General features: G+C 67.1%; 16 protein-coding genes. 10 read left to right on the forward strand and 6 right to left on the reverse strand.

What is annotated here, in order from left to right; translation table 11 throughout:
* Window positions 1-24 precede the first annotated feature (24 nt).
* Window positions 25-429 carry an NUDIX hydrolase gene (locus AB4Y40_RS15370; protein ID WP_368688437.1) on the forward strand — a complete coding sequence of 135 codons (405 nt, stop codon included), beginning with the start codon at window positions 25-27 and terminating at the stop codon, window positions 427-429.
* Here the strand turns inward: AB4Y40_RS15370 and AB4Y40_RS15375 are convergent.
* Window positions 426-1613 (reverse strand): pyridoxal phosphate-dependent aminotransferase, encoded by a 1188-nt coding sequence (locus AB4Y40_RS15375; protein WP_368688438.1) that lies wholly within the window; start codon window positions 1611-1613, stop codon window positions 426-428. The genes AB4Y40_RS15370 and AB4Y40_RS15375 overlap by 4 nt on opposite strands.
* Before the next feature lie 196 nt (window positions 1614-1809).
* Here AB4Y40_RS15375 and AB4Y40_RS15380 point away from each other — a divergent pair, with 196 nt between their 5' ends.
* Window positions 1810-2556: an IclR family transcriptional regulator gene (locus AB4Y40_RS15380; RefSeq protein WP_368688439.1), complete on the forward strand. Its 747-nt coding sequence runs from the start codon at window positions 1810-1812 to the stop codon at window positions 2554-2556.
* Between the two features lie 35 nt (window positions 2557-2591).
* Here AB4Y40_RS15380 and AB4Y40_RS15385 read toward each other — a convergent pair whose 3' ends face one another.
* Window positions 2592-3587, reverse strand: coding sequence for a LacI family DNA-binding transcriptional regulator (locus tag AB4Y40_RS15385; protein ID WP_368688440.1), 996 nt, complete (start codon window positions 3585-3587; stop codon window positions 2592-2594).
* Window positions 3588-3889: 302 nt separating this feature from the next.
* On the opposite strand from AB4Y40_RS15385, the gene AB4Y40_RS15390 reads away from it, so the two are divergent.
* A complete protein-coding gene (locus AB4Y40_RS15390) occupies window positions 3890-4723 on the forward strand; it encodes an oxaloacetate decarboxylase (RefSeq protein WP_368688441.1) in 834 nt (277 codons plus the stop codon).
* 5 nt (window positions 4724-4728) lie between these two features.
* Here AB4Y40_RS15390 and AB4Y40_RS15395 read toward each other — a convergent pair whose 3' ends face one another.
* Window positions 4729-5700: a LysR family transcriptional regulator gene (locus tag AB4Y40_RS15395; protein ID WP_368688442.1), complete on the reverse strand. Its 972-nt coding sequence runs from the start codon at window positions 5698-5700 to the stop codon at window positions 4729-4731.
* A 103-nt stretch (window positions 5701-5803) separates the two neighbouring features.
* Here AB4Y40_RS15395 and AB4Y40_RS15400 point away from each other — a divergent pair, with 103 nt between their 5' ends.
* Window positions 5804-6490 carry an NADPH-dependent F420 reductase gene (locus AB4Y40_RS15400; protein WP_368688443.1) on the forward strand — a complete coding sequence of 229 codons (687 nt, stop codon included), beginning with the start codon at window positions 5804-5806 and terminating at the stop codon, window positions 6488-6490.
* Between the two features lie 202 nt (window positions 6491-6692).
* Here AB4Y40_RS15400 and AB4Y40_RS15405 read toward each other — a convergent pair whose 3' ends face one another.
* Together AB4Y40_RS15405 and AB4Y40_RS15410 are read right to left on the reverse strand one after the other, a co-directional pair.
* Window positions 6693-7127, reverse strand: coding sequence for a hypothetical protein (locus AB4Y40_RS15405; protein ID WP_069261799.1), 435 nt, complete (start codon window positions 7125-7127; stop codon window positions 6693-6695).
* Between the two features lie 145 nt (window positions 7128-7272).
* The gene (locus AB4Y40_RS15410) at window positions 7273-8754 is read right to left on the reverse strand and encodes a methyl-accepting chemotaxis protein (RefSeq protein ID WP_368688444.1); all 1482 of its coding nucleotides are present in this window, start codon (window positions 8752-8754) and stop codon (window positions 7273-7275) included.
* A 262-nt stretch (window positions 8755-9016) separates the two neighbouring features.
* Here AB4Y40_RS15410 and AB4Y40_RS15415 point away from each other — a divergent pair, with 262 nt between their 5' ends.
* Window positions 9017-9598, forward strand: a complete 582-nt coding sequence (locus AB4Y40_RS15415; RefSeq protein ID WP_368688445.1) for a cytochrome b — start codon at window positions 9017-9019, stop codon at window positions 9596-9598.
* A 12-nt stretch (window positions 9599-9610) separates the two neighbouring features.
* Here AB4Y40_RS15415 and AB4Y40_RS15420 read toward each other — a convergent pair whose 3' ends face one another.
* On the reverse strand, window positions 9611-10510 hold the full coding sequence (locus AB4Y40_RS15420) for a LysR family transcriptional regulator (RefSeq protein WP_368688446.1): 900 nt from the start codon (window positions 10508-10510) through the stop codon (window positions 9611-9613).
* 134 nt (window positions 10511-10644) lie between these two features.
* On the opposite strand from AB4Y40_RS15420, the gene AB4Y40_RS15425 reads away from it, so the two are divergent.
* The 5 genes from AB4Y40_RS15425 (at window position 10645) to AB4Y40_RS15445 (ending at window position 15603) form a co-directional block, all read left to right on the forward strand.
* Window positions 10645-12099 (forward strand): M20 family metallopeptidase, encoded by a 1455-nt coding sequence (locus AB4Y40_RS15425; RefSeq protein ID WP_368688447.1) that lies wholly within the window; start codon window positions 10645-10647, stop codon window positions 12097-12099.
* Window positions 12100-12125: 26 nt separating this feature from the next.
* A complete protein-coding gene (locus tag AB4Y40_RS15430; RefSeq protein WP_368688448.1) occupies window positions 12126-13406 on the forward strand; it encodes an MFS transporter in 1281 nt (426 codons plus the stop codon).
* A 232-nt stretch (window positions 13407-13638) separates the two neighbouring features.
* Window positions 13639-13962 carry an ArsR/SmtB family transcription factor gene (locus AB4Y40_RS15435; protein ID WP_368688449.1) on the forward strand — a complete coding sequence of 108 codons (324 nt, stop codon included), beginning with the start codon at window positions 13639-13641 and terminating at the stop codon, window positions 13960-13962.
* A gap of 108 nt (window positions 13963-14070) precedes the next feature.
* Window positions 14071-15132: an alkene reductase gene (locus AB4Y40_RS15440; protein ID WP_368688718.1), complete on the forward strand. Its 1062-nt coding sequence runs from the start codon at window positions 14071-14073 to the stop codon at window positions 15130-15132.
* A gap of 270 nt (window positions 15133-15402) precedes the next feature.
* Window positions 15403-15603 (forward strand): DUF3562 domain-containing protein, encoded by a 201-nt coding sequence (locus tag AB4Y40_RS15445; protein WP_368688450.1) that lies wholly within the window; start codon window positions 15403-15405, stop codon window positions 15601-15603.
* Window positions 15604-15780: the final 177 nt, after the last annotated feature.

Raw genomic sequence — 15780 nt, forward strand, 5'->3', positions numbered from 1 at the left:
ATTCCAGATCAACATCGACACGGCATGACCGATGACATGAACGCGCCCGTCACCGTGCTCGGCGTGGGCGTCGTCGTCCGTAACGGCGATGCGTGGCTGCTCGGCCTGCGCAAAAGCACATGGGGACACGATACGTGGGCGTTCCCCGGGGGCAAGGTCGACCCCGGTGAGGATCCGCTAACCGCGGCCGCGCGCGAGCTGCGCGAGGAAACCGGTCTGGAAATGATCGAGGCGCAAGCCGCCGGCTGGGCCAGCGGCTGGCTCGAAGCCGGCCGCGTGCGTCATGTGACGCTGTTCGTCGAGGCCGCCGCGCCGGGCACGCCCGTCGTCGCGGAGCCCGACAAGTGCGCGCGGTGGGCGTGGTTCACACGGGATGCCTTGCCCGCCGATCTGTTCGAGCCCACGCGCCTCTACTTCGAGACCCGCTAGCGCGTCGCGGCTGCGGCGCCCTCCCGTGCGAACGCCGCGATCCGCTCGCAGGCCTCGACGAGCCTCGCTTCGTCCACGACGAAACCCAGCCGCACATAGCCGTTTGCGGTCTCGCCGAACGCGCTCGCGTCGAGCACGGAAACCTTCTGCGCCTCGAACAGCTGCCAGGTGAACGCGTGCGTGTCGAGGCCCGTGCCGCGGATGTCGATCATCATGAACATGCCCGCTTCCGGTAACAGGCACTTGAGCCCCGGCACGCCCGCCAGCCGCTCGTAGACGATGTCGCGCCGGCGGCGATAGATCTCGCGCATTTCAGCGACGATCTGCGCGCGGTTGTCGAGCGCCGTGATCGCCGCCTCCTGGATGAAACCGGGCAACCCGTAGAGCATGCAGAGCGCGAGCCGCGCCAGATGCGCGATCATCGTTTCCGGCGCGACCACCCAGCCCAGGCGCCAGCCCGGCATGGCATGCGACTTCGAGAGGCTGCCGAGCGTGACCGTGCGCTTCGCCATGCCGTCGAGCGCGGCGATGCTCACGTGCTCGCGCTCGAACGTGAGGTCGGCATAGACCTCGTCGGAGAGTACCCACAGGTCGTGCCGCTTCGCCAGCCGCGCGACGCGTTCGAGGTGCGCGCGCGGCATCACCGCGCCGGTGGGGTTGCACGGCGTCGCGAAGAAGATCGCGCGCGTGCGCGGCGTGACAGCAGCATCGAGCGCGTCGCAGTCGAGATGAAAACCGTTCCCGGGATCGACGGGCACCGGCACGAGCGTCGCGCCCGACGCGCGGATCGCGGCCTCGTAGGTCAGGTACATCGGCTCGGGCACGAGCACTTCGTCGCCGGCCTCGAGCAAACAGAGCGACGATGCGAACAAGCCGTTCTGCGCGCCCGCGCAGAGAATCACGTTCTGCGCGCCGACCGCGCGCCCGCTTAGCTGCGCATGCTCGCGCGCGATCGCCTCGCGCAGCGGCTCGCGGCCCATGATGGCCGAGTAGTGCGTATCGCCTTCACGCAGCGCGGCCACGGCGCGCTCGACGATGGGCGCAGGCGTGCCGAAGTCGGGGTCGCCCACGCTCAGCACGATCACGTCCTCGCCACGCGCCGCGGCCTGCACCGCTGCGTGATGGATCTCCCATGCCGTCGTGCGACGGCCCTGCAACCGCTCGACCAGATTCGAATACTTCATCTTGCGCGACTCTCCCGAACATACGGCGCGCTGCGCGCCGTGGCGTTCAAACCGTTCCCGTTGATGCGTGTGTGCAACGATACCAAGGAACGCTGCCGCTGAGAAATGTCGATGCGCGCCAGCGCGTATCCAACGTGGTGTTAGTATTTCCAGCCTGTTGGATGATCTTTTGCCGGCAAACCCGGCGCGCAGCTCCATGTCCTCACCCTACGAAGTCCCGGCGCTACGGCGCATACACGACATTCTCGACGTGCTCGCACACGCTCAAGGCCCGATGCGTGCGGCGGCAATCGCACAGGCCACCGGCCTCTCGCGCAGCACGCTCTATCTGATGCTCGACTCGCTCGAACGCCGGCGCTGGATCGAAAAGCGCGCCGACGGCTATATCGTCGGCCTCACGTTGTTCGAGCTAGGCAGCGCCTACGTGCGGCACGATCGGCTCCAGGAAGTGTTCCGCCAGGAGGCGACCGTATTCGTCGCGACGCATAACGAAGTGGTTCAGCTCGCGGTGCTGGACGGCGCAGAGGTCGTGTATCTCGCGCGCGAGGACCCAGCGCGGCCCGTGCGTCTCGTCTCCGATCTCGGCTCGCGGCTGCCCGCGCACTGCAGCGCGCTGGGCAAGGCGCTGCTCGCCAGCCTTACCGACGATGAGGTCAACGCCATCCTGCCGCGCCAGCTTCCCGCTGTGACGGCCAACACCATCACGCGCAAGCAGGACCTCATAGCGGCGCTCGCCGCGATACGCCGCTCCGGCCTCGCGCACGAGCGGGAAGAAGTGACGGCGGGTATCGCGTGCTTCGCGGCGTTCGTCGGCGTGACGGCGCTCGGCAAGCGTGTGGCGGTCAGCGCGAGCCTGCCGCTGGAGCGGCTGGACGCACGCCGCGAGAAGCGGCTCGCCATCGCGGTGGTCGAGATGGCGCAGCGTATCGCCAAGGGGCTTTGACGACGCGAGCGCTGGTGCACACTCGCGTCGCGTGCTCAAGCGCTCTCGCGCGGCATGACGGTGTACTGAATGCGTGTCTTCACGGGATGCGACGCGCTCGCGCCGTCCGCTGCCGCGAGGGCGGCGATGATCGCCTCGCCGGTGCGCTGGCCAATGCCGTAGGCATCGACCGAGATCGTGGTGATCGCCGGATGGCAGCACGCCGCGATCTCGAAGTTGCCGAAGCCGGCAACCGCCATATCGCGGGGCACGCTCAGGCCGCGCCGCTGGCACTCCATGATCGCGCCGAACGCCGACATGTCGCTCACGCACATCACGGCCTGGGTGTCGGGCCAGCGTTCGAGCAGCTCGGCCATGGCGGGCGCGCCGTGGCTCATCGTGACCGGCGAGTCGCCGAGCTGCACGACGCGGTGCCTTTCGAGCGCGAGCGCCTTCATCTCCATCTGAAAGCCCTTGAGGCGGTCGAGGCCGCGCCGGTCCAGGTCGCCCGCGCCGCCAAGAAAGCCGATGCGGCGATGGCCCTTGTCCGCGAGATAGCGCACCATCTCGCGCGCGGCGCTCACGTTGGAAAAGCCCACGGCCATGTCGATCGGCTCCGTCGGCAGGTCCCACATCTCGACGACCGGTACGCCCGAGCGCTGCAGCAGCGTGCGCGTGGCGTCCGTATGCTGCGCGCCCGTGAGCGCGATGCAGCGCGGCTGGTGGCGCAGCATCTGGCGCACGAGACGCTCCTCGCGATCGAGGAAGTAGTCGGTGTCGCCGATCAGCAGTTCGAGCCCTTGCGGTTCGAGCACGGCGGTGAGGCCGCTCACGGTGTCCGAGAAGTTGGAGCTGGAAAGCGACGGCACGAGCACCGCGACGAACGACGAGCGCCCCGAGGAAAGCGCGCCGGCCGCCGCGTCGGCCACGTAGCCCAGTTCGTCGATGGCGCGCTGCACGCGCTCGCGGGTCGCCTCCGACGCGCTGCGCCCCGCCATCACGCGGGACACCGTCATCTTCGAAACGCCCGCGAGACGGGCGACATCGGACATGCGGGGCGGCGTGGCTTTCGGAGCGCTGGTTTTTGACATCGCGGCTGGGCGGCAAAATAAAAAGAACGCATATCATAACGGCTGCGCCCTTCTTTTCCTCGTTTCGCGCGGTTGCATGTCATCGCCATCGTAGGCGTTCATTTAATTCGCTATCCTTAGCGTCGTGCGAAATCGCTGCGCAAGCGAGCGCCGTTCGATTCGGGAATCCAGGAATTCGGTCACAATCGATGACCGGCGCCAGAGGATGCGCACGCCCGCGCAGACGCCCCGCCGCCCACCCACGAGCCAGGAGGAAACTTGCCATGTCAGGACCCGCCCGCACGATTGCCGAGAGACGCGCCGAGTTTCGCGCGCTGCACGCCGCCGGTTGCTTCGTGCTGCCGAACCCGTGGGACGTGGGCAGCGCGCGCTATCTCCAGAGCCTCGGCTTCAAGGCGCTCGCGACCACCAGTTCCGGGTTCGCCTGGTCGCGCGGCCACGCCGACAACAGCCTGCCGCGCGACGCGATCCTCGCGCACCTGCGCGAGATCGTCGCGGCCACCGACCTGCCCGTGAACGCCGACTTCGAAAGCGGCTTCGGCGCCGATCCCGAAGGCGTCGAAGCAAGCGTGGGCCTCGCCGTCGAGACCGGCGTCGCCGGGCTTTCCGTGGAAGACTCGACCGGCGACGACGCCGCGCCGCTGCTGCCGATCGAGGTCGCCGCCGAACGCATGCGGGCGGCGCGGCGCGCCATCGACGCGCGCGGCGGCGACACCGTGCTAGTTGGCCGCGCGGAGAACTTCGTGGCGGGCGTGCCCAACCTCGACGACGCCATCGCGCGCTTGCAGGCGTACGCGCAGGCGGGCGCGGATTGCCTCTATGCGCCCGGCATCCAGACACGCGAGCAGATCGTGGCCGTCGTCACCGCTGTCGCGCCGAAGCCCGTGAACGTGCTGATCGGCGCGAAGTCGGCCTTCACGCTCGACGATCTCGCCGCGCTCGGCGTGCGCCGCGTGAGCGTGGGCGGCGCGCTCGCCCGCACCGCGTGGGGCGCTTTCATGCACGCGGCGCAACGGCTCAATGAAGGGCGTTTCGACGGTTTCGAAGGGGCGGCCCCCGGCGCGACGCTCAATGGCGTCTTCCGCAGCGAGAGCTAATCACGCTACTTGCGTGGCGCGCGCGGCTTGCGCGCCGAACGACGAACACGCGGCGACGCCGGCGCCCGCGCGCCGGTGACGCTGCCGCCTTCGCCAAAGCACGCCAGCGCCCACGCCACGAACGCGCGCTGCTTGGGGGCCTGCGCGCGGCGATCCGCGTAAAGCAGATGCATGGGCCGCACCGGCGCGGCATACGCCTCGAGCAGCGGCACGAGCCGCCCCGCCGCCACCGACGGCGCGAGGTTCGGCTCGCCCGCCAGCACGATTCCCACTCCCGCCTCCGCCGCCGCGATCAGCGCGCGGGTGTCGTTGCTGCGCAGCTGGCCGCGCGGCTCGACTTCGATCTGCGTGTCGCCGTCCTTGAAGATCCACGTCTGGGGCGCCGGAAAGCTGTCGAACGCGTAATCGAGGCACACGTGCTGCGCGAGTTCGCGCGGGTGCGCCGGCGCTCCGTGTGCGGCGAGATAGGCCGGCGCGGCGCACGGCACGAGCCGATAGGGCGCGAGCGGCCGCGCGACCAGTTGCGAGTCGGGCAGCACGCCGATGCGAAACGCGACATCGAAACCGTCCTGCAAGAGGTCGAACTGCCGGTCGCTCAGCACGAGATCGACCTTCACGTCGGGGCAATCCGCGAGAAACGCCTTGATTTCATGTGCGAGCCGGAATGCGCCGAACGAGACGGGCGCCGTCACGCGCAGCGTGCCTTGCGGGTGGGCGGTCTGCGCGAGTGCGACGGCCTCGGCGGCGGCCGCCTCTTCGAGCACGCGGCGGCAGGCTTCGAAGTAAGCGCGGCCGGCCTCCGTAAGCGCGTGCTTGCGCGTCGAGCGCTGCAGCAGGCGCACGCCTAGCGTCTTTTCCAGCGCGTCGACATGCTTGCCCGCCATCTGCGGCGTCATCGCGAGCATGCGTGCCGCCGCCGTGAACGAACCGGATTCGGCGGTCTTCACGAACACGGTCATGCTGGTCAATTTGTCCACGATTGGAAATCCACCGTTTCGAGTCTTTCACCTGGATAGCAGATTATCGCATGGGAGTTTCGGCGCTACGCTGGAGTCTCCATTGCAAACCACGGGGCTTCCCATGAACGAACATCGATTGGCTGTCGGCATTCTCGGCGCGGGCGAGATCGGCTCGACGCTGGGCAAACTGCTCGCGCAGGCGGGGCATGAGGTGATGCTCTCGTCGCGCGATCCGAAGGCGCGCGCGGCAGAGGCGGCGGCGCTGGGCTGCAGGATCGGCTCGCTGGAGCAAGCCGCGGCGTTCGGAGAGATCGTGATCGCGGCACTGCCGCTGGCCGCGCTCGGCGAGATACCGGTCAAAACGCTCGCCGGCAAGGTCGTCATCGACACCATGAATTACTATCCGGCGCGCGACGGCGCCATTGCGGCGTTCGACGAACACCGCGAGGCGACGAGCGAGCGCGTTGCGCGGCAACTGGATGGCGCACGGGTGGTCAAGGCCTTCAGCGCGATTCTTGCGTACGACCTGCCGCGCGAAGAGCGTCCGGCTGTCGAAGGCGGACGGCGCGCGCTACCCGTCGCCGCAGACGACGAAGCGGCGAAGGCGCTCGTGGCCGCGCTGCACACACAGCTCGATTTCGACGTGCTCGACGCGGGTTCGCTTGCCGATAGCTGGCGTTTCGAGCGCGCGAAACCGGCCTATTGCATTCCACTGAACCACACGCAGCTTCTTGTCGCGCTCACCGCGGCAGAGCGCGACAAGGAGCTGCCACACGGCTCATGGCGACGCAAAGCGCGGCAGGATTGAGGTTCACCGATACCGGTGAAATCGCCTGGCATACCGAATCAAGCAGCGCGAAGCCGCCGCGATCCGACACCCGGATGAGGTCTAACTCAAGCAGGGAGGAAGTTACGCGCGTGCCAGAACGGCCCGGCGAGCGCCGCCGGATGCGGCGGCGCGAAATGACGAGGCGCAGCGGCGCGCTGCCGTTGCGCCCGGCAAACCGTGCTTAGTCGTAGTGACGGTGCTTGTGGTGCTTGCCGTGATAGCCGCGCGAATAGTCGTCGGCATACGAGTTCGAACGCGAGACATTGCCGCCGAGCGCCGAGCCTGCGCCGCCGCCCACGGCCGCGCCGATCAGGCCGCCCGTGCGGCCCCCCATGGCGTTGCCCGCCGCCGTGCCAGCGCCGCCGCCGAGCGCGCCGCCGATGATGGCGCCCGTGCGCTCGCGACGGTTCGAGGTGACCGCGCCACCCGCGCCGCCGCCCACCGCGCCGCCGATCACCGCGCCGGTGCTGCCGCCCACGGCGCCGCCCAAAGCCGCGCCGGCGACGCCGCCGAGCGCGCCACCCAGTGCGTTGTTCATATCGCCGGCGAGCGCCGGCAGCGAGGCCGCAGCAGTCAGCGCGGCAACGGCAACCATCTGGATGATTTTCTTCGACATAGTTGTTCTCTTACGTTTTTGAGACGGAACCGAGTATAGCGGCCAACGCGAAAGGGCTTTGTAACGCCACAGGCCAAGCCCCGTAAGAGGTGTAACAAAATGGTCTGCCTCGGGGTCGCGCCCCGAAAACGCGTCGTGATGCCCCTCAATCCAGCCTGAACACCTTGACCGCGCTGGCGAGCAGCTCCGTCTGGCGATGCTGCTGCCTGACCTGCTCGACCGTGTCGGCGACATGCGCCGCGTTCTCGCGTATCGCCGCGTCGATGCCGGCGATGTTCTCGCCCATCTGGTCGATGCCTGCGCGCTGCGCGCCGGTGGCCGTCGCCATTTCGTGAACGATGGCCGACAGGCGCGTGACGCTTTCGAGCACCTCGCCCACCGTGTTGCCCGCGCTTTCGACGAGACCATTGCCCGTGCGGGCGCGCTCGACCGACTCGCCGATCAGCGCCCGGATCTCCTTCGCCGCCGAGGCGCTGCGCTGGGCCAGCGTGCGGACCTCCTCCGCCACCACCCCGAAGCCGCGCCCCTGATCGCCCGCGCGCGCGGCCTCGACCGAAGCGTTGAGCGCGAGAATGTTGGTCTGGAACGCGATGCCGTCGATCACGCCGATGATGTCGGTGATGCGTTCGCACGAGCGATAAATGTCGCCCATGGTCTCGATCACTGCCTTGATCGCCCCGCGCCCCTGGGTCGCGACCTCGCTCGCCGAGCCCGCCAGCGCGCTGGCCGCCATTGCGTGATCGACGCTCTCGTGCACGCTTTGCTTGAGCTGCTCCATCGCCGCGACCATGCTTTCGAGCGAGCGGCGCTGCTGCCCGGTCCGCTCCGAAAGGACAGCGTTACGCGCGCTAGTTCCTGCTACGGATTCCGAAACTTCACTCACGCTGTCGCGCACCTGCAGCAGCGTCTTGCGCACGGCCGCAAGCGTGGCGTGGAAGGCGCCGGCCACATCGCTCGCGGACCGGCTCGCCTGCTCGCTCAGCGTGATGTAGCCCGAAGCCTGGCCGATCCCCTCCGACATGGCCGCGAGTTCGCCCGCAACGTTCGCGTCGCGCTCCTGGCGCGCGGAAATCGCCGCGATGAACAAGGTTTGCAGCCAGAGGAACGCCCAGTGCTGCGCCACGACGTCGAAGCCCGTTTGCGAAAATACCCGGACCGGCCAGCCCCACGCCTGCAAATAGTTGAACGCGAGTTGCTGGACGGAGATGAAGCCGGTAGCGAGCAGCACGACCTGCACGTCGCGATAGGCGAGCAGCAGCGAGAGCAGGATGAATACGACGAAGTGAAACTCGTCCTGCCCGCCGCCCACGTCGATCAATAGGGCCGCGCCGCCCATGAAGGTGAGCGCGGAACCCATCCTGGTGAACTTGTGCCCAGGCAGGGCAAGTGCGAGCAGCGTGGACACGAGCGCGAGCGGCAATCCGACGACGAGCACCGGCGTGAGCGCGTCGAAATGCCAGCCTATCCCCAAGGCGGCCGCCAGAAGAATCCAGTTGACCAGCGCGCAAGCCCTGTCGGCTCGTTTGCGCGCGTTCATGAGCGGGCTTTCGACGGCCGCTCCCCGGCGAGCGGCATTGGCCGGGGCGTACGCCCCGCCAAACGGGGCTTCTGCGAAATTGCTGGACATGGAATTCCCGACTCCTGATTGACAATGCAACTTACGGCCAAGTCGAAGCAGACGGACCGGATCACATTCCGCAGTTATCGGCAGGTCAACCGGCAGCTAGATAAGGGAAATCCATTGAAGAATTATTGTTGACTTATCATCCAATGTCATTTTGGTGACAGCCGTTGTAACCTGAGCTAACAAAACGGCATCGGCCGAGGATGTTCCGCACAGCCGTTTTTGTGGCAGGCTTGGTCAATTCGACCGCGAAAAGGCCTTTACCATGTCCCGAAGCCCACACTCCATTTCTGCGTTGTCGTTCGCGCGTCCCACCTACGGCTTGACACTGCGCGTGCTGCATTGGCTGACCGCGCTATGCATGTTCGTGGTGATCCCGGTGGCGTGGTACATGACGACGATGGACCGTCATGACCCGTCGCACGGCAGTTGGGTGAATTTTCACAAATCGATTGGCCTGACTGTCCTGTTGCTCACGCTGATCCGCGTGGTGACACGGCTTGCGGGCAATGCGCCGCCGCTGCCGCAACGCATTCCGGCGTTCGAGCAGAAGCTCGCGCATATCGGTCATGGCTTGCTGTATCTGATTCTCTTCGCCATGCCGATCAGTGGATATATCAACTCGTATGGCGGCGGCCATCCGGTGAACTGGTTCTGGCTGTATCAGGTGCCTGCCGTCGTGCCGGTCGACAAGGCGCTCGGCCATCTCGGCTCGAAGATCCACTATTGGCTGGCGTACCTGACGTACGCACTGATCGCCGGGCACGTGCTTGCGGTGATTTACCATCAACTGGTGCAGCGCGTGGACATCCTGGGACGCATGACGGGGCGCGCCGGCAAACGCTGACGCGCCGTCACATCACAACGCGCGTTCGATCGCGGCGATCAGCGCCACCAGCACCCCCTCGATGGGGCGCGAAAGCCGCCGGTCTCGCATCGTCATCACACACAGGTTGCGCTGGTTGAGCGTCGGTTCGTCGAAGCGTTTCGCCACCAGCGAAAGATCGTCCGCGAGGCCCGAAAGCGAGAGCCGGCTGCCGAGCGTGATCGCACCCGCCAGCGCGGCGAACGCATGCAAGGCGCTCGAATTGTTGCTGGTGAGAATGGGCTCGAGCTTGATGCCGTGCCGCGCGCAGCATTCGTCGAATAGCTGGCGCGCCGTGTTGCCGCGCTCGAGCAGCGCGACGGGATAGTCGCGCAGGTCCGCGAGCGTGAGCGAGTCGCGCTGCGCCAGCGGATGCCCCGGATCGAGCAGCGCGCAGACCGGCGCCTGTGCGCTGTACTGCACGTAGACCTTCGCAGGGTCTCCACTCGAAAACGCCAGCCCCAGGTCCGCCTCGCCCGTAGCCACCCACTGCTCGACCTGCGAAGGCGTGCCCGAGCGCAGATTGAAATGCACGTGCGGCGCGGCGGCGTGATGCTGCGCGAGCACGTGGGGCAGGAACGAGCGCGTAAAGCCCTCCGTGCAGCCGATTCGCACAATGCCGTGCCCGAGCGCCTTGGCCGTAGCGATCTCGGCGAGCACGGCGTCGCCCTCCAGCAGCGCGCGCCGCGCATGCTCGGCCAGCCGCTCGCCCGATTCGGTCAGCACCATCCCCCGCGGCATGCGCTCGAAGAGCGCCGTGCCCACGTCTTCCTCCAACTTGCTGATCTGACGGCTGATCGCCGAAACGGCGACGTGCAGGTTCTCGGAGGCCGCGGCCAGCGACCCCGTGCGCGCGACCTCGACGAAGTAGCGCAAGGCGATTCCATGAAGCATCGGTTTTTCCGTCCAGTGGGCGCCTGGTGCGTTGCCATTTCGGCAATGCTATCCGCAAAATTTGAAATTGTTGCGAATTTTTGACGTTCCTAGACTGCTTTCATTCCCCGCACCCAGGCACGAGAGGAGCCCTTTTGAACGAGACCCGACAAACCGCCATCGACCGCGCCGTGCGCGTGTACGATTCCGGCGCGTTCTTCACCGACCTCCAGCGCCGCGTGGGCTTTCGCACCGAGAGCCAGAATCCGGCGCAGGCCCGCGCGCTGGTCGCCTATCTCGCCGACGAGGTGATGCCCTCGCTCACGCCGCTCGGCTTCACATGCCGCGTGGTCGAGAATCCCGCGGGCTCCCGCGCACCGTTTCTGATCGCCGAGCGTATCGAAGACCCCGCGCTTCCGGGTGTGCTGACCTACGGCCACGGCGACGTCGTGCGCGGCTACGACGAGCAGTGGCGCGAGGGTCTCGCGCCCTGGAGCGTCACCGTGGAAGGCGACCGCTGGTATGGCCGCGGGACCGCCGACAACAAGGGCCAGCACTCCGTGAACTTCGCCGCGCTCGCCGCGGTGCTGGTCGCGCGCGGCGGCAAGCTCGGCTACAACGTGAAGCTGATCTTCGAAACCGGCGAGGAAATCGGCTCGCCGGGCCTCGACGCCGTGTGCGCCGCCCATCGCGACGCGCTCGCGGCGGACGTGTTCATCGCCTCCGACGGCCCGCGCGTGCTGGCCGAACGCCCCACGCTGTTCCTCGGCTCGCGCGGCGGCGTGACGTTCGAACTGCTCGTCGATCTGCGCCGTGGCGCGCATCACTCGGGCAACTGGGGCGGCGCGCTGCGCAATCCGGCCATCGTGCTGTCGCACGCGATCGCGAGCCTCGTCGACCGGCGCGGCGCCATTGCCGTGGACGGGCTGCGTCCGCCGCCCGTGCCCGCGAGCGTGCGCGAAGCGCTTGCCGACATCGTGCTCGGCGGCGACGAAGACGCCCCCGCGATCGATCCCGACTGGGGCGAGCCAGGCCTCACGCCCACCGAGCGCGTGATCGCCTGGAACACGCTCGAAGTGCTCGCGTTCAAGAGCGGCAACCCCGACGCGCCCGTCAACGCGATCCCGCCCACGGCCAAGGCCACCTGCCAGCTGCGCTTCGTGGTGGGCACCGACGCCGCGCGTGTAGGCGAGCATCTCGAAGCGCACTTCGCGCGGCTTGGCTTTGACGACGTGCAGGTACGCGTCATGCAGACGTCCGCCGCGACGCGGCTCGACCCCGACGACGCCTGGGTGCATTGGGCGCTCGATTCGCTGCGAGCATCGACTGGCAAGAAGCCGGCGCTGTTGCCGAACCTCGGCGGCACGGTGCCGAACGACGTATTCGCATACACGCTCGGCCTGCCGACGCTCTGGGTCCCGCACTCGTATCCGGCCTGCGCACAGCACGCGCCGAACGAACACCTGCTCGGCTCCGTCGCGCGCGAGGCGCTCGCCGTGATGGCCGGACTCTGGTGGGACCTCGGCGACGACGCCGCGCGTCTCGCCGCAAGCCGCGCATCGGCGCAAGCGCAAGCACGCGCGACGCAACCCACCGACGCCCTCGCCTGACGACCCAAATAAAGGTGCCTGCCGCCATGTCCGCCAAACAACCCGTGAGCCTTGTGAGGCTCGTCATCGCCACCTCCGCCGGCAACGCGCTCGAATGGTTCGACATCGCCATTTACGGGTTCTTCGCGGTGTACATCGGCAAGCACTTCTTTCCGGCGGTCAACGAAACCGTTTCGATGCTGCTCACGTTCGGCACCTTCGGCGCGTCGTATCTCGTGCGGCCGCTCGGCGGCGCGGTGCTCGGCGCCTATGCCGACCGCAGCGGACGCAAGGCCGCGCTGATGCTCTCGGTCAGCCTCATGATGGTCGGCACGGCGATCATCGCGCTGATTCCCGACTACGCGGCGATAGGACTCGCCGCGCCGCTCGCGGTGTTCGCCGCGCGGCTCATCCAGGGCTTTTCGGCGGGCGGCGAGTTCGGTGCGTCCACGGCCATGCTGATCGAGCATGCGCCGCACCGGCGCGGTTTTCTCGCGAGCTGGCAGTTCGCCACGCAAGGCCTCGCCACGCTGCTCGCGGCGTCGTTCGGCTATGGTCTCGCCCGCCTCATGGCGCCCGCCGACCTCGCGGCCTGGGGCTGGCGACTGCCGTTTTTCTTCGGATTGCTGATTGGTCCGGTGGGCCTCTATCTGCGCCGCTTCATTGAAGACGCCGAGGACTTCAAGCGCGCCGCGCGCACCGAAACGCCCGTGCGCGAAGTACTGGGCCAGCAAAAGCGGCTCGTGCTCACGGCGATCGGCCTGCTGACCGTGTCGACGGCGGTCAACTATCTGCTGCAGTACATTCCCACGTTCGCGATCCGCCAGCTGCATCTGCCGGCGGCTACCGGCTTCGCGGCGACGATGGCGGGCGGCGTAATTCTCACCATGGTCACGCCGTTCGCGGGGCATCTGTCCGACCGCATCGGGCGGCGCACGCAGATGACCTGTGTGGCGCTGCTCTTTCTCGCGAGCGCCTACCCCGGCTTCGCCTGGGCGACCAGCCATGAGAGTGCGGTGCCGCTCTTCGTACTGATCGCGTGGCTCGCGCTCCTCAAGTCGATCTATTTCGGCGCCCTGCCCGCGCTCATGGCCGAGATCTTTCCGGCCGCGACGCGCGCCACCGGCATGTCGATCGGCTACAACATCGGCGTGACCGTATTCGGCGGCTTCACCCCGGCCATCGTTACGTGGATGCTGAGCGCCACCGGCGACAAGAGCGCGCCGAGCTACTGGCTGATCGCGACCGCCATGATCAGTTTGTCCGCGCTGGCGTATGTGAGCCGCGTGCGAGTTGCGGCCACGGTTGCGCAGCGGGCGACGGCGTAGATCGAGCGAGAGTGTGCGCCGCCAACGCAGCGGCGCACCCCCACGATGCAGCGGGCACTGGCCCGCGAATCAACCGGCTCCCAAGCATGGCTTCCCGGTGTTTTGCATAGCGCGAGACCACGCAAAAGCGGGGAGGGAAAGCGCGATGTACCGACAACCCTATTGAAATCAGTGTCATCGCCCATATCGTAGAATCACGATATATGATTCGGACAGTTACGATGCAGCCGCGATGAAGCATTCCCCTACCACTCCCGCTCTAGACGTCGACGCGATCTGCAAGGCGCTCTCCAATCCGGTGCGCCGCGAGATTCTTGCGTGCCTGCGCGAGCCGCAGGTGCACTTCGGCGACCAGGAGCTGCCGCTCGAAAACGGCGTTTGCGCGGGCAAGATCGACGCGCATTGCGAGCTTTCGCAATCCACGGTGTCCGCGCATCTGGCCGTGTTGCAGAAGGCCGGGCTCGTCACGTCCAAACGCGTGGGGCAGTGGGTGTTCTTCAAGCGCAACGAACCGGTCATCGAGGCGTTTATCGCCCATATGAACGCGCAGTTGTGATTCTTCAGCGACGAAACATCTGCTGAATACGCATCGTCCGTTTCGATTCCCGTATCGCTTTTCAGCCCGCGGGCCGCGCCCGCAGACAAGGTGACCCTACACATGGCAATGGCAACGCTTTTCGACCCCATCCAGATCGGCGACCTCACGCTGCCGAACCGCATCATCATGGCCCCGCTCACGCGTCAACGCGCAGGTGAAGTGCGCGTGCCCAACGAACTCATGGCGAAGTACTACGCCGAGCGCGCCACGGCCGGCCTCATCATCAGCGAGGCGACCTCGGTGACGCCGCAAGGCGTCGGCTATGCCGAAACGCCGGGCATCTGGTCGCAGGAACAAGTGGCAGGCTGGAAGATCGTGACCGATGCGGTGCATGCCGCGGGCGGCCGCATCTTCCTGCAGCTGTGGCACGTCGGCCGTGTGTCCGACCCTGTGTTCCTGAACGGCGAGCTGCCGGTGGCGCCCAGCGCCGTTGCGCCGCAAGGCAACGTGAGCCTCGTGCGTCCGCAGCGCGGCTTCGTCACGCCGCGCGCGCTCGAAACCGAAGAGATCGCGGGCGTGATCGCCGCGTTCCGCCAGGGCGCCGTCAACGCGAAGGCGGCCGGGTTCGACGGCGTGGAAATTCACGGCGCGAACGGCTATCTGCTCGACCAGTTCCTGCAGGACAGCACCAACCAGCGCACGGACGCCTATGGCGGCTCGATCGAAAATCGCGCGCGCCTGCTGCTCGAAATCACCGACGCGTGTATCGACGTGTGGGGCGCGAATCGCGTGGGCATGCATATCGCACCGCGCGGCGACGCTCACACGATGGGCGATTCGAACCCGGCGGCGACGTTCGGTTATGTGGCTCGCGAGCTGGGCAAGCGCAAAATCGCGTTCCTCTTTGCGCGCGAATCGCTTGGCGACAACCGTCTCGGGCCGCAGCTGAAGGCCGAATTCGGCGGTCCGTTCATCGCGAACGAAAAGTTCTCGCTGGAATCGGCGCAGGCCGTGCTCGCGGCAGGCGAAGCCGACGCGGTCGCGTGGGGTCAGCTCTTCATCGCGAACCCCGACCTGCCGCGCCGTTTCGAACTGAACGCGCCGCTCAACGCGCCGAATCCGTCGACGTATTACGCGCGCGGCGAAACGGGCTACACGGACTACCCGTCGCTCGAAACCGCGGCGTAAAGCTGACATAAGCAGCACGCGTGCGGCCCATGGCCGCATGCCATCAGGCGGCCACGGCGCGGACATTCTGTCTCGCCGTGGCCGTTTTGCGCTGGAAGCCCTGAAAATACAGGGCTCGAGCGAGCAGGCGCCAAAGCTCAGACAGATCACGCCTGCGACCCGCTTGCGGCGTTTTTTGCCCGATAGGTGGATTCAATTGGTATCCCGCGCCCGGATGTCCTTGAATGGAAAGCCCCCCGCCAACCCCTCCTCGCTGACCGGAGCCAAGTCATGCCGAAGACCGCCGATGCTGCCGAGATCGTCCATACCATCGCCGAAGAAACCAACACGCCGGAGGAAACGGTCGCGCGCATCTACGCCGAAACGCTCAATGAATATCGAGCGCAAGCGCGCATCCAGGACTATCTGCCGCTTTTCGCCGCGCGCAAGACGCGTGCGACACTGCGGCAAAATGGCACGAAGCCGCACTAATCGCCGTCTGTCTGCTTGTCTTTGTGCCGGCCATACGCAGGCCGGCCGCTCCACCCCGCCGCATTTTCCTGCATGGTGCAAGCCCGCATAGGGCTCGCGCCGCTCCATCCATTGGCCGCGCCGGTCACACCCGGGCTGCCATCGCCCCAGCCCCTCTCTTAAGGTTGGTTTAATTCT

Source organism: Paraburkholderia sp. EG287B, from assembly GCF_040965595.1.
Lineage (GTDB): Bacteria > Pseudomonadota > Gammaproteobacteria > Burkholderiales > Burkholderiaceae > Paraburkholderia.